The sequence below is a fragment of the Paenibacillus sp. FSL W8-0187 genome, assembly GCF_037969755.1.
Classification (GTDB): domain Bacteria; phylum Bacillota; class Bacilli; order Paenibacillales; family Paenibacillaceae; genus Paenibacillus_AQ.
The window spans coordinates 3,714,237-3,727,670 of sequence record NZ_CP150206.1; the positions used below are offsets into that span (position 1 = coordinate 3,714,237).

The following is a 13,434-nucleotide window of genomic DNA, read 5'->3' on the forward strand; positions in this document are numbered from 1 at the left end:
CCCTTGAATTAAAGTATGGTTAGCCAGATATATAATCCTAAAAGGGTTATAAATAACGTTGGGATGGTCAATATAATCCCTGTCTTAAAGTAAGTCCCCCAGCTTATCTTCACGCCTTTCGTCGAAAGGACATGCAGCCAAAGCAAGGTGGCTAGTGAACCAATCGGTGTAATTTTGGGACCTAAATCAGAACCAATCACATTCGCATAAATTAAGGCCTCTTTAATGGCAGCCGACGTGTTTGTCGCATCGATGGCGAGTGCATCAATCATGACGGTCGGCATATTGTTCATGATGGAAGAAATAATCGCAGCAATGAATCCCATTCCCATGGTCGCAGCAAACAGCCCTTGATCCGCTACGCTCTGTATGACACTTGCCAGAAGATCTGTAAGACCAGCATTACGTAAGCCATAGACCACAACGTACATTCCTATCGAGAAAAATACAATGGCCCACGGAGCCCCTTTGAGAACTTCTTTGGTTTGTATAACCGGACTTTTTCTCGCCATCAGCAGGAAGAATATCGCGATAACACCAGCTACGATCGATACGGGGATACCCACAAATTCACACACAAAGTAACCGATCAGCAGCACGCTCAATACGATCCATGATAATCGGAACATCTTAGGATCTTGAATTGCCGTTGAGGGTTGTTTAAGCTGCGTCCCAGCGAACTTTCGCGGGATGCTCTTGCGGAAAAACAAATAAAGCACAAGGATACTGGCTACTAAAGAGAACAGATTGGGAACCAACATGCGACTGGCGTATTCGATAAACGTAATTCCGAAGAAATCGGCTGATACGATATTCACCAGGTTGCTGACTACAAGTGGTAGCGAAGTTGTGTCCGCAATAAAACCACTTGCGATGATGAAAGGGAATACCTTCTTCTCGTCAAAATTCAGCGCTCGTACCATGGCAAGCACAATCGGAGTTAAGATCAGAGCCGCACCATCGTTTGCGAAAAATGCAGCGACAACAGCTCCAAGAACGGATACATAGACAAACATCCGGATACCGTTTCCTCGAGCAGCATTCGCCATATGTAAGGCGGCCCACTCGAACAACCCGATTTTATCCAAGATCAATGAAATGATAATGATCGCGACAAAGGCGAGCGTTGCATTCCATACGATCTGGGTGACATCCCATACATCCTGAAAGTCAACGACTCCCACAAGCAATGCCAGTACAGCACCACCGCAGGCAGACCATCCAATGGATAGATTTTTAGGCTGACAAATGACAAAAACTAAGGTAACAAGAAAAATGATGCTAGCCAGGACAACAGAAACCAATGTTCAAACCTCCAATTATGCGATGACTTAAATACAGTAATAATCAATATATAACTATATCCTTATATAATGAACAGAGAGCAATTTTGCATCACTCATATGCTAAATATTCCTGTTAATCACAGGCACAGTTAACTTCCTTATTCATGGATGACAGGACTTCTTGAGCACTTGGCATCTCATTTAGCACGGCTTGGATATATGGCTTGTCATCAACATTCAAGGAATAATAAACCCATTGGCCACGACGGGCTTCATTTACAATCCCCTGAGACTTAAGCTTTCTTAAGTGCTGGCTAATCGCTGGCTGAGACATGTCGAAAATATCTACAAATTCGCAAACACACCATTCTCTTTGCTTAAGAAGCGTTAACATAGTAAGTCTTGTTTTATCTCCAAGCAGTTTTAGCTTCTCGGCAATTTCGCTCATTTGCTCCAATAAGATTCACCCCATTCTTGTAAGATACCATCATAACCATATAATTTAATGCTTATATATTAATCGAAAGAGTGTTTGATTTCAAGTGTGTAGACGCTACTCCCAAAATTTCTCCTTAATCAACACCAGCATCCATCCTACCTGCAGTTTGTGATGGCTTGAACGATACTTTGGTTCTAACCGTAAGTAGGTTTTCCACGAATGCGGTAATAAAATCTAAATCAGCATATTCGAATTTCCTCCCGTAATCGAACTAACCGAACAATAAATCCAGAATCTTTTCATTTGCCTTTCTGTTCTTTCCGATATAAGGGTAGCAGTGGATATGAATCGCTGGATTGAAGTTGATTTCTATGATGCTGTAATTGGTATCGGTTGCTTCTTCCTCTAAAGAATCAATCATCATATCCACACCACATATGGTCGCTCCTGCAGCTTTAGCTGATTGAATGGCAAGTTCCTTATAGCTGTTTGGCATTTCATCCGTAAAATCGATACTGTCTCCTCCCGTACTAAATTTGAATTTTCTCTCAGATAGATAACTTCCCCTGAATGGGGTATATCGTTCCAACCCATAGCATGGTTCTTTAAAAACATCTCTTCTGCTTCCCCTAACTGAATTTTCTCAAGGGGAGTCTTATACCCTTTACCTCTAAGTGGGTCTTTATTCTTCTCATGAACAAGCTGTTCGATCGTGTGGATACCGTCACCGACGATATTTGCAGGGACACGATGCAGTACCCCTACAACCTGATCCCCCATGACCAGAAAGCGATATTCCTTTCCTGTCATAAATTCCTCAAGGATTCGTTGTGAAATCCCCGGTATTAATCGTTGAAGTTCATTAAATCACAATTATAAAAAATACAAAGTCGCTAATTTAGCAACTTTGTATTTGGCATAATCAAATTTTGATGTTAGTTCGTTCAATCTGAGATTCTATTACATCATATAGAGCAAGCTTATAGTTTATTTTATCCAAGTTAAAATATAGTTCCCTTATGCTTTTCTCAATTTCTTTTTTATGATGGAGCATCATCATTTTTCGTTCCGAAATCGTCGAGTCCCCTTCTTTATACAAGTATACATACTTCTGAATTTGAGCAATCGGCATTCCTGTTGCTCTAAGCGCAGTAACGAAGTGTATCCAGCTTAAATCATCTTCGTCATATAACCGCTTCCCATTTTCATTTCTCTTCACATGTGGAAGCAGCCCCTCCTTTTCGTAATATCGTAGTGTGGGAGCCGCCATTCCTGTCAATTCAGTAACTTCCCTTATAGTCAACATAAATAAAACTCATCGCCTCCTATTAAAGTTAACTTTAATTATGTTTTTGGCAGTTCTAATTAAAACATCCATATTCACGCTATAAAAGATGAGGAAGATATGATAAAACCAAAGATTTTACTGTTTAATTATACACTTATTTTTTCAGCGAAAAAGTCTTGACTTAAAGTGAACTTTATATTCTATGATAACAATGCAATTAAAAATGAGTTCTGAAAGGATGAAGTTACAATGAAAAATATCTCAATCGTCACTGGTGGTAGCCGCGGACTTGGTCGCAATACTGCCATCAGTATTGCCCGTCATGGCGGTGATGTCATCCTGACCTATCGTAGCCAAGCAGAAGAAGCAAAGTCTGTTGTTGCTGAGATCGAATCTCTGGGTCGTAAAGCAGTGGCATTACAACTTGATGTTGGAAACATTGCCAGCTTTACAGCCTTTGTTGAGACAGTTCGTTCGACCCTGCGGTCTACTTGGGATAGTACCACTTTCCATCACCTGGTGAATAATGCTGGCCACGGAGAAATGATAGACTATACCGAAACTACAGAAGCTCAGTTCGACGGCCTGTTTAATGTGCATGTCAAAGGCGTATTTTTCTTGACTCAGGCCCTTCTGCCGCTTCTTGCAGATGGTGGTCGTATTGTGAACTTCTCATCGGGACTCACTCGCGTTTCTTTTCCCGGATTCTCCGCCTATTCTGCCGCAAAGGGGGCGGTCGAGATTCTAACCATCTATTTGGCCAAAGAACTTGGTCACCGAGGTATTACCGCTAATACCATTGCACCTGGAGCAATCGAAACCGATTTTCTAGGAGGTTCTGTACGCGACATACCTTCTTACAATGACACGTTTGCCTCGATGACTGCCCTTGGTCGAGTCGGCGTACCCGAGGACATTGGTCCCGCAGTCGCCAACCTACTTGGATCCGACAATCGCTGGGTTAATGCGCAGAGAATCGAAGTATCGGGTGGTCAGAACATTTGATCGCAATTATTTCTGAAAATAACGTTTAGTTTGGAACTTCACATAAAATAAAAGGATTGTCTCAATTATTTTGAGACGGTGAAATTCAATTGGATGTTTATCTAATTGCAGATACACTAACCTGTCCGTTAGCTTAATGAAATTGCATGGAAACATAGTTAGATACTTATCTAATCGGTAATCGGACCATGCTCTTGTCCTTTACGGCAATCGGTACAAGTTCTTGTCCTTGGTTCGGGACAAGAACTTGTACCAATAAAACAAAAAAGCCGCTAATATAGTGACTTTTAATGGGAATATGTTCTTGTCCTCCGACAGCTATCTTTATCGCTCTGATCAGCTGACGTCTCTTTTTTATTCAACTATCGTTTCCCGTTAGGTCAATCGTCAATTCCATAAATAACTATGTCATTTCGCAAAACTGAACAAATTTTAAAGAATAAGGGATCCTCTGACTGCCGCTACAGCCGGAGAATCCCTATTAAAGTAACGTGCCCATTAGGCCGCTGGGTCAACCGCACAACTAAGCTGGAACGTAGGTCAGCCTTATCACCTTCTCGCCAATTCGATCGCTTGCCACGAGGCGCAGCGGCGGCCGCGGACCGGCGAAAAACGGCTTGCCGTGACCCAGCACGACTGGATGGAGATAGAGTCGATACTCATCAACTAGACCGAGCTCCGTTAGACTGTGGGCCAACTCCGGCCCGGCAACTTCAATCTCCCCTTCATGCTGAGCCTTTAGCCCACGTATGGCCGCTGCGAGGTCGCCCTCGATCAGAGAAGCGTTCGGACCGACGGACTTTAACGTCCTCGACACCACCCACTTCGGCTTGCTTTGCCACGCCGCTGCGTATTCCCGTTCCGGCGCATCCCATTCAAAATGGTCTCCGTCCCAATACCGCATGGTCTCGTACATGCGGCGCCCGTACAGGATGCCCGCCAGGCCGCGCACGTCGTCGATGAAATGACGGAATAGCACGGGGTCGGGCTGAAATGCCATGTGGTCGTGGTCGACGAATCCGTCCAGAGACTGGTTCAATGCGAAAACGATCTTTGCCATGCGACTGACTCTCCTCCCTGGTTTTCTCGCACATTCATCATCAAGATTACACGTTCCATATGCAGCCTCCTTTATGTCTACATTTTATCATCCAACAGCATGTCCGGTTTCTCATGGATTGCTAATGTGCACAGTCCTGGCCTGACCGAATACAAATTTAATTTAACGAAGGATGGTAAATTAAACAATTCTGCCCGTTATCTTAATGAACTAGTGCAGTGAAATGTAGTTAAATGCTTATCTAATCGGTAATCGGAACATGTTCTTGTCCTTTACGGCAATCGGTACAAGTTCTTGTCCTTGGTTCGGGACAAGAACTTGTACCGTTAAAACAAAAAAGCCGCTAAAACAGCGACTTTATATGGGATCGTGTTCTTGTCCCTCGACATCTTGTGGCAAGGAACAAAAAATTATATCAATCTCCGTTTGAAAGGACGCAGGAAAGCCATAGAGTCATTCATAACGAATCGTTTCTGGGAGTACTTCTTCCCTTCCCAAAGGAAAGAAGCAGCTCGAACGAAGGTGATCCATAATATTAAGAACTCGAACAACTTCTGCAGATTTACTCCGAGCCTCTCAGTTGCTGTGTCGAGGCACCTCAAGAATTCAATCAAGTAGTTCTTGATTTCCTGTCCCAAAGGATTGAATCATTTTGATAACAGAAAAAGATCCGCACCTTAAAAAGATTTATAAGAAGGTTTGTATTATTAAGGTAACCTGCCCGTTAGTTTAACAAAGGCAGCCGATCACAATGATCAGCTGCCTTCTTATTTTGAATAAGCTATCGTTTCCCGTTAGCATTATGGTTCAACTAAACAAAAATCATTTCTTAATGATTAGAGTAATGCTTTTTTGTTCGAGTTGACTTTGCGCGTTTGATTTTTTGTTCCATCAACCATCATTCCATCGATGTTCCTCTAACAGAATTGTTGAATCACAGTAATAGTTATGTAACGTTATGTTTCGCAAAACATTAAACATTTGTGTGCTGTCATAAAAGATATTCAATAGTTATTTAGAAGGCTGTCGATTTCTCGACAGCCTGGACAGAAGAATTACTTCTGCTGTTCATTGTATTTCAAATGTAAAATGGGGTATGGGCGGCCTGCTCCATCCGTCAAATCTTCACCGGTTATTCCGAAACCACTTTTTAAGTAAAACCTTGTTGCATTCTCATTTTGTTTATTCACATCAACGGACGTGATCCCAAAACCATTGATGCATATTTGCATAATTTGTTTCCCATACCCTTTGCCAATTTTATCGGGATCGAGAAATAGTGCTTCCAAGTGATTTTCATTGATGGCGGTAAAACCAATGATAGAGTCTTCGGTATACCAGAGACGTACATCAAGATGAGGAAAATACATGGGTAATTCTTTTTTGATTTCCTCTTTATCCTTGAAACTCAAAAAATGATGAGTGGCCATTACCGATCTTTCCCAAAGATTTATTATCATATCATAGTCATTAACAGTTGCTTTTCTGTTTTGTATCATTTCGTTCTGCTCCTTTTTCTTTTTAATTTATCACGCTCCTTTCATCACTTTTTTGTAGATGGTGATCGTATATCTCCAATTGATATATGACTTCATGCTTACCACTCTTTTCGGAATTATATTAATCGATTTGCAATCAAACACATTACACTTTAGTTATCTACTCTATCATATTTAATTGATGCCATTCAATAGCCGTTCCTCTCTTTTACGGTAGAACCATATTATCGCTAGCTCTATCATTAAATGAAAAAACAGACTGCCCACCATATTCCAGATCGTATCCTTTCGTTTATAGTGGGCCAGTTCATGCTCGATCACATGTTTAAGCAGTTGTTCATTAACTTTCTGAATGCATTTTCGAATATTTTCATAACGGATCGCGACACAAGTATGACGAAAATACTCCATCATTGTTACTCTTTTTTCTGCTGATCTGTCTCAACAATTTCATTTATCACTTTATCTTAATATACATTGTTACTTTGATATAAGCAGGTATCAGCGCCTGCTTATTAATGTGTGTTATTTCAACTATCCTGCCCATTAGCATAATGAAATTGCATGGAAAACCCAGTTAGATACCTATCTAATCCGTAATCGGTACAAGTTCTTGACCTCGACTCGGGACAAGAACTTATACCGATAAAACAAAAGAGCCGCTAAATTAGCGACTTTCTAAGGGACCATGTTCATGTCCCTCGACAATTACAAATTTACCTCTCCACATTTCTGCCAGAAAAAAGACTAGCTAAATCGAGGATTAATTTAGCTAGTCTCTCATTAAACGATATAAAAAGTCTCATAGAATGAGACTTTCTGTAATTACCATACTTACTAATGAGATTAACCTTTATCTAGCCGAAGCTAAGCAAAGACAGGCGGTAAAAAGCCGGCTTCATTCATAAGGCTATATTGACCTATCGTCTCCCGTTAGTTCAATGATGGTTCCTTGATTTGATTTATTACATAGTATCTAAATTTGACTTCACATCATTGCTCAAAAATCTTTCCCGCCCTTCTTTTCTTTTAAGACAACATTGGTACATGCTGAGTCGGTCTTTGTATCACGTCCATTTCTAGTATCAAAATGTATCCTACCCCACAAAAATGTTCCGTTCCCACAAAAAAGTGCCTACTTTTCACCAATTAGTAAGGGTGATAACCTTACATACAGAACGATCGATCCATAATTGATTGAGCGACACACGGTCGTTAAAAAAACCATAGGTGAGGTGCTAAGAAATGAAGGAATATCAACTTATTTTGAAAGAGAAGAAGATCGTTTGGGGAGAAACCATAGATATTGAGCGGCTCATTGACAACAAGCCAGTCAACTCCATCAGACAGGGCGCAAACTCGAACATGGATTGGAATTTGCCTGCAGGCGTATATCGAGCAAAAGAGATTGTTATCGAACTCGATAAAATGCTTGAGGCCATGCTGGTTCAGCTGGGCGAACCAGTGAACAGCGATCCGACAGTACTCTTAGATAGCCTGTTAGCCAATTTGGCGATTTCCGGACGTTTGTCATCTTTGCCCTTAAAATCATTGGAACTTGAAGATCATGCTGGTAAAGAGATCAGAGCTCAAGCGGTACGTATCGGAGAACAATTGGTAAGCTGGGACAGAGAGATCAATGCTGAGAAAAAGACATTGGCTGAGTATGGGTCAGAAACGCTTAGTGAACTGGAATTTCGAAGCCACTGTTATGGTCATCCGCTGACCCCGGAAGCCACTGCTCAGGTTTGGGGACCATTCGGCGGACCAAGGATTATGCAGATTTATAATGAATACTTACACCAATTCGTTTTACTTAGGGATGCCTTGTTGCCATTTGCCAATTGGGAAGAGGTTCCGTTTGAAGTCAAGGAATATAGGGAATTCAAAGGCTTGCGTTTTCTGGAGCCATCCCGAGAAGTATTCTTAACGCAACTGTTCAAGAAAAAATTGACACATAAATCGATCATCCAGTATGCACAAAGTGTGGTTAGTTCAGGGTTGGAAAAAGTCGGTTACGGCTTCCAATATCGTCTAGGTACCGTTTTGCCGGCTGGTTTGGGTGAGTCTGCCCGTACGGCATCCCGTTATCTCCTGAGATGGCATCCCGTACAAACGATACAGGTAGAAGATGCAGAAGGTTTGGCCGCGGTCTCCTTCGATTATGAATATGATGATTATTATTCCGCGCCCCGTAAAGAGGCAGGAAAAGGAACACCGGCAGACGACGAATTGCTTCCTGAATATGGGGAGGATTACTATGAACCATCTATTGCCCGGTTGCTTCCAAATACCAGTACAGATCGAACGACCCTACAGTTCAGTTTGGAGATGAAAGGCAACGAGGTTGCAGTAGATCTTGGTCAACTTTTTAGGGGGCAGCGCTTTTTATATCGGCCACAAAGAAGCAGCTATGCCGGGAGCGAATTTATAAAACGAGAATACATTAACTGGCACCCTGCTGAAGACATTCTCTCGCATTCCGGATTGGTCACCAATGCAGATGGCATCCATTTCATTCCGACTGGCAAAAACGAACTTGTCCTATGGGCTTTACTAGGCAAACTCTATCCCGAAAATGTAGTTTTATTGGATAAAGGAGATCAGGAGGAACTGGAAGCGGCTTATGTTTCCGGCAAAGGCTTCGGTACGCAATTTCTAGTACTGTAAGTCGTGAAATGAAATCCACCGTACATTTTGGATAGAAAGGGCGAATCTATATTGACCAGACAACAAAAGTTTTTGACAATGAATTTATTTTTGTTGACCTTTATTCTGGGGACCAGTGAGTTTTTGATGGTCGGATTATTATCTGAAGTTGCCACAGATATGAAAATCGCCATATCGACTGCAGGCTTTCTGGTGACGGCTTTTGCGCTTACCTTTGCTATTGGTACCCCGGTCTTCACAGCATTATTCAGCCGATTTTCCAAATTCCCGCTCATCCTTGTCTTGCTCAGCATATTTATTGTTGGGAATATCGTCACGGCTTTATCAGGATCATATGGCCTGCTTCTGGTGTCCAGAATAATCACGGCCGTAGTTACCGGCGTCTTGATTGCACTCGCGATGTCAGTGGCAAGTGAAGTCATGCCTCCGGAAAAAAGAGGGCCGGTGATCTCCATCATCTTTACTGGTTTCACTGTGGCGAGCGTCCTTGGCGTACCCCTTGGCACTTTTATCGGACAATGGGGCGGGTGGCATTTGGCCTACTGGTTTACCACATTGTTGGGAATCATTTCTTTGATAGCAAGCATCGCAACCATTCCTAGAGGACTAAAAGGAAAACACAGTTCACTCACAAAACAACTCAGATTGCTCGCTTATGCCAGAATTGTGCTTGCTTTCGCCATTATGATGTTAAGTATAGCAGCTACTTATAGCATCTATACGTATTTAGCTCCTTTGCTTCAGGATGTGCTTTTTGTTCCGGCTCGTTATATTAGTCTCATCTTTTTACTGTATGGTGTTGTGTCTATTTTCAGCACGCTAATCGGAGGAAAGCTGGCTATCGGAGACGGGATGAGAAAAATTCGCTATGTGCTTCTGGCTCAAGCTGTCATCTTGGTGTCACTTTATTTTACTTCCGGCTCTCTTGTTGGGGGACTTGTCAGCATCTTATTCATGGCTCTTGTTGTTTATCTTATGAACTCGACGATGCAGTTGTACTTCATTGATTTTGCCGATGAGCATGTTCCGGAGGCAAGAGACTTAGCCTCGTCCTTAACCTCCGTTGCCAACAATGTTGGCATTGCGATCGGATCCGCTTTAGGTGGATTTGTCACTACAAACATGAAGCTTATTGATCTATCCTGGTCTGGGGGGATTGTGGCCGTACTCGCAGCAGTGTTAGCATGGGTCAACTATCGTTTGAAGCAAGGAACTGCTAGTACGACTAAAGAGAATAATGCACTGCGTGAGCAATACGAAGGAAATATATAATTAAGACATATAAAGCAGGAGGTAATTTGGAAAAGTACCTCCTGCTTTTCGAGTATCAAAAGAGCCCGATCAAAGGCAAGGTTAATGGTAAATGGGCAGATTGTAGCTTATTATGCATTCTTGTGATTTGTGTACAATACTTCATCGGGAAAGTTTTCGATATAGTTGGTTCCAAAATCGCATAACATGATGAGCATAGGGGCAAGTTGCTCACCTAGCTGAGATAAGCAATATTCCACTTTGGGCGGTGAAACAGGATAAACCTTGCGAATAATAAGTCCGTCGCTTTCTAGCATTCTTAGCTGCATCGTAAGCATACGTTGGGTTGCTTCAGGAAGTTCCCGTCGCAGCTCATTATACCGTACTGGACCTTTTGCTAAGCGGTTTAAAATGGATATCTTCCATTTCCCACTGATTAAGCCGAGTACAATTTCCGAGGTACACCGATATTCTTTGTCTCTAAAGTTTATCATCTGTCGACACATCCTTTTTAGAAAAGATTGTGTAAAAGTAAGTTGTCTCTCTTCAGCCAATTCGAATTACATACCATTCATTCCATATATTATGTTCAAGCACTTAATTCTTGTCAAGGACTTCTGGACCGATTAGTATGAAATTAATAAAGGAGGTCTAGCCTGAGATAGCCTCTGAGATAAGATTCGAGAAGAAATCCTCATTCCCCTTCTCTTTCCCCTATTTCCTAAAACAAAAAAAGTCGAGCAAATGTCAGATTATAATCCTGGATCTGCTCAACTGTAATACGACCTTATTTGCTTGGATACAAATTTGGTTTAGATCGATGTGAGTATATTTTTCGACTCACAGTCAGGTAAAAATTGCTTTCATCTCCCTTGCCAAGCAGGTTAACGGCCGTTCCAACCCAACCGGCGCTTTGCGCTTCTGGAACTCAGCCATTAACTTGAACACTCCCTCCAAGAAATTCATGACTATATATATCGGAGATTTTGTCCAGCACACGCTGCGCATGTTCTGTAAATTTCAAGTCCGCAATCCGATCTTTGAACAGAAACACGCCAGTCTCATTGCTGTTTTTGCCCAGAGCTCCCTCATATAATAGTTTGGCTCCATGAGTAGGCGGAGAGGAAAAAAACTTCATAAACAGTTCAAACCCTGCGGTCAGTCCGGAATCTTTTCCTTTTCTTAGCGTGTTGTTAATGCCCGGGTCAACGCTGCGGATCTTGATGCCTTCCTTGGCAAGCTGCGGTGCGACGGCTTGGGTCCACAACGAAAGAGCCAGCTTTGAAGTCGCATATGGTCCATACATTTTGCGGAAGGTTTTGGGATGCTCCAATTTTTCGATCGTAAACTCCTTCGTAAATCTAAACACCTGCGACGAAGTGTTAATCACCGTTTTTAAGCTGCCGTTCTTCAACAGCTCCTTCAATTCCATCAGAACAATATAAGGAACGACCGTCAACAATTCATAATGCAATTCGCGGCCTTGTTTCGAATAGCGCAGCTCACTTAAGCCTCCTCCGGCGTTGTTAAACAAAATATCGATCCACTGTTCCTTGCTTTTTATTTCTTCCAAAGAGTGTCTCAAGCTGTCATAATCGGTGAGATCCTTCACTTTATAGGCTCGGAGCCGTCCGTCCTTGAGATGATTTTGGAGGAATCTATCGTCCTCTGGAAAATCCGACCGGTTTAAAGCAACCACCTGCCAGTTCTCCGACAGCATTTTCCGGGTCAATGCCAACCCGATCCCGTTACTTGCGCCTGTAATCAGTGCAATATGTTCTCGTTGGTTCTTACTCAATTCATGTCCTCCTTCATTCAGAATTTCATCGGTTATATGTGCTTATCAGTCGGAGTCGGGCAGGAGGATCAGTTTACCGCGGGCACCCCTGCTCTGGCTGATTTGAACAGCTGAACGCCATTCTTTGAGTTCGAAAGTCTTCGCGACCGGAATAGTGAACTTGCCGTCCGCTGCGAATTGGGCAAAGTCGCCGACAACGTCATAACGTGCGGTATGTAGTTCTCCATAGCTGGTGCGAACGCCAAGTTCAGCGGCTGTGGCGAAATCGCTGACGGTAAGGACATGCTGGGGATGCCCGTTGACGATTTGGACCAGATCTTTCAATGAACCGCTGATTGGCGCCGTATCCAGGGCGAGATCAACCGGCTGCTTTGCCAGTTCGGTCACTCGTTCGACCATTCCATCACCGTACGAGGTAACCAACGCCCCCATTGAGCGGAGCTTGTCGGCGTAGGTGGGACCAGCGGTTGCGATCACGCGGGCACCGCGCATGAGGGCAATTTGAACGGCGGCGAACCCTACCGTGGTGCCGGCTCCGTGCACGAGTACGGTCTGACCCGATTTCACCCCAAGAGTATCAATGCCACGGTAAGCGGTTTCGACTGCCATTGGCAACGCTGCAGCTTGAACAAAGTCGAGTCCGGCCGGCATACGGAACCAGTAGTACATAATCGCTTGATCCGACGCACCGGCGCTCGATCCATTCATGAAATCTGCGGCACCCAGAACGGAATCGCCGATGGCAACATCGGTTATGCCCTCTCCGATTGCATCTACAATACCTGCTACGTCCAGCCCGATTCCGCGAGGCAAGGGCAGTTGACCGGCAAAGTGGCCTTGGCACGTCAACCAGTCAACCGGATTTAAGCCGCAAGCGCGTACTCTCACGCGAATGCGTCCCGGCCCTAGCTCTGGGATCGCCACTTCATCCAAGCACAAGACATCAGTTGGTTCTCCGTATTCGTGAAACCGGATTGTCCGCATGGTATTCTCCATTGTGATGTTCCCTCCATTTTGCTCTGATAAAATCGTGTTCTCTGTGATATCGAACGGTCTTCCAAGGAAAACAACGAAATCCTTAACTATAAAGTTCACTAGAAGGCAGGGTGTCATGATGGGAAGCTATGTCCCCTGCCCT

The 13,434-nt window shown here is 43.3% G+C and carries 14 protein-coding genes; 3 read left to right on the forward strand and 11 right to left on the reverse strand.

Going from position 1 to position 13,434, the window contains the following annotated elements:
• Positions 1–8: 8 nt before the first annotated feature.
• The 5 genes from MKY48_RS16610 to MKY48_RS16630 all read right to left on the reverse strand — a co-directional run bounded on the left by MKY48_RS16610 (position 9) and on the right by MKY48_RS16630 (position 3,031).
• Entirely contained in the window at positions 9–1,304 is a 1,296-nt protein-coding gene (locus MKY48_RS16610) for an arsenic transporter (RefSeq protein ID WP_339289889.1), read from the reverse strand.
• Positions 1,305–1,419: 115 nt separating this feature from the next.
• Positions 1,420–1,743 carry a metalloregulator ArsR/SmtB family transcription factor gene (locus tag MKY48_RS16615; RefSeq protein WP_339264728.1) on the reverse strand — a complete coding sequence of 108 codons (324 nt, stop codon included), beginning with the start codon at positions 1,741–1,743 and terminating at the stop codon, positions 1,420–1,422.
• 253 nt (positions 1,744–1,996) lie between these two features.
• Positions 1,997–2,155, reverse strand: coding sequence for a hypothetical protein (locus MKY48_RS16620; protein ID WP_339289891.1), 159 nt, complete (start codon positions 2,153–2,155; stop codon positions 1,997–1,999).
• A complete protein-coding gene (locus MKY48_RS16625; RefSeq protein ID WP_339289893.1) occupies positions 2,146–2,535 on the reverse strand; it encodes a hypothetical protein in 390 nt (129 codons plus the stop codon). Before MKY48_RS16625 ends, MKY48_RS16620 begins: the two co-directional genes overlap by 10 nt.
• 112 nt (positions 2,536–2,647) lie before the next feature.
• The gene (locus MKY48_RS16630; RefSeq protein WP_215156926.1) at positions 2,648–3,031 is read right to left on the reverse strand and encodes a MerR family transcriptional regulator; all 384 of its coding nucleotides are present in this window, start codon (positions 3,029–3,031) and stop codon (positions 2,648–2,650) included.
• 231 nt (positions 3,032–3,262) lie between these two features.
• Here MKY48_RS16630 and MKY48_RS16635 point away from each other — a divergent pair, with 231 nt between their 5' ends.
• Positions 3,263–4,018, forward strand: a complete 756-nt coding sequence (locus MKY48_RS16635) for an SDR family oxidoreductase (RefSeq protein ID WP_339289895.1) — start codon at positions 3,263–3,265, stop codon at positions 4,016–4,018.
• 523 nt (positions 4,019–4,541) lie between these two features.
• Here the strand turns inward: MKY48_RS16635 and MKY48_RS16640 are convergent.
• From MKY48_RS16640 to MKY48_RS16650, 3 genes are all read right to left on the reverse strand, one after another.
• Complete coding sequence (locus MKY48_RS16640; RefSeq protein WP_339289896.1) at positions 4,542–5,078, reverse strand: dihydrofolate reductase family protein; 537 nt, start codon at positions 5,076–5,078, stop codon at positions 4,542–4,544.
• Between the two features lie 1,055 nt (positions 5,079–6,133).
• Positions 6,134–6,577 carry a GNAT family N-acetyltransferase gene (locus tag MKY48_RS16645; RefSeq protein WP_339289897.1) on the reverse strand — a complete coding sequence of 148 codons (444 nt, stop codon included), beginning with the start codon at positions 6,575–6,577 and terminating at the stop codon, positions 6,134–6,136.
• 174 nt (positions 6,578–6,751) lie between these two features.
• Positions 6,752–6,988, reverse strand: a complete 237-nt coding sequence (locus tag MKY48_RS16650; protein ID WP_339289899.1) for a M48 family metalloprotease — start codon at positions 6,986–6,988, stop codon at positions 6,752–6,754.
• 834 nt (positions 6,989–7,822) lie between these two features.
• Between MKY48_RS16650 and MKY48_RS16655 the strand changes: the two genes are divergently transcribed.
• Positions 7,823–9,247, forward strand: coding sequence for a hypothetical protein (locus MKY48_RS16655; RefSeq protein WP_339289900.1), 1,425 nt, complete (start codon positions 7,823–7,825; stop codon positions 9,245–9,247).
• A gap of 51 nt (positions 9,248–9,298) precedes the next feature.
• On the forward strand, positions 9,299–10,519 hold the full coding sequence (locus tag MKY48_RS16660) for an MFS transporter (RefSeq protein WP_339289901.1): 1,221 nt from the start codon (positions 9,299–9,301) through the stop codon (positions 10,517–10,519).
• Positions 10,520–10,629: 110 nt separating this feature from the next.
• On the opposite strand, the gene MKY48_RS16665 is transcribed toward MKY48_RS16660, so the two are convergent.
• The 3 genes from MKY48_RS16665 to MKY48_RS16675 form a co-directional block, all read right to left on the reverse strand.
• Positions 10,630–10,992 carry a helix-turn-helix domain-containing protein gene (locus MKY48_RS16665; RefSeq protein ID WP_339289903.1) on the reverse strand — a complete coding sequence of 121 codons (363 nt, stop codon included), beginning with the start codon at positions 10,990–10,992 and terminating at the stop codon, positions 10,630–10,632.
• A gap of 434 nt (positions 10,993–11,426) precedes the next feature.
• Complete coding sequence (locus MKY48_RS16670; protein WP_339289905.1) at positions 11,427–12,296, reverse strand: SDR family NAD(P)-dependent oxidoreductase; 870 nt, start codon at positions 12,294–12,296, stop codon at positions 11,427–11,429.
• Between the two features lie 45 nt (positions 12,297–12,341).
• Positions 12,342–13,409 (reverse strand): NADP-dependent oxidoreductase, encoded by a 1,068-nt coding sequence (locus MKY48_RS16675; protein WP_339289907.1) that lies wholly within the window; start codon positions 13,407–13,409, stop codon positions 12,342–12,344.
• Positions 13,410–13,434 lie beyond the last annotated feature (25 nt).

Bases quoted from the DNA above. Each gene is read 5' to 3' on its own strand.
- MKY48_RS16625 (WP_339289893.1), bottom strand. From the start codon at position 2,535: ATGACAGGAAAGGAATATCGCTTTCTGGTCATGGGGGATCAGGTTGTA.
- MKY48_RS16630 (WP_215156926.1), bottom strand. From the start codon at position 3,031: ATGTTGACTATAAGGGAAGTTACTGAATTGACAGGAATGGCGGCTCCC.
- MKY48_RS16635 (WP_339289895.1), top strand. From the start codon at position 3,263: ATGAAAAATATCTCAATCGTCACTGGTGGTAGCCGCGGACTTGGTCGC.
- MKY48_RS16640 (WP_339289896.1), bottom strand. From the start codon at position 5,078: ATGGCAAAGATCGTTTTCGCATTGAACCAGTCTCTGGACGGATTCGTC.
- MKY48_RS16645 (WP_339289897.1), bottom strand. From the start codon at position 6,577: ATGATACAAAACAGAAAAGCAACTGTTAATGACTATGATATGATAATA.
- MKY48_RS16650 (WP_339289899.1), bottom strand. From the start codon at position 6,988: ATGGAGTATTTTCGTCATACTTGTGTCGCGATCCGTTATGAAAATATT.
- MKY48_RS16655 (WP_339289900.1), top strand. From the start codon at position 7,823: ATGAAGGAATATCAACTTATTTTGAAAGAGAAGAAGATCGTTTGGGGA.
- MKY48_RS16665 (WP_339289903.1), bottom strand. From the start codon at position 10,992: ATGATAAACTTTAGAGACAAAGAATATCGGTGTACCTCGGAAATTGTA.
- MKY48_RS16675 (WP_339289907.1), bottom strand. From the start codon at position 13,409: ATGACACCCTGCCTTCTAGTGAACTTTATAGTTAAGGATTTCGTTGTT.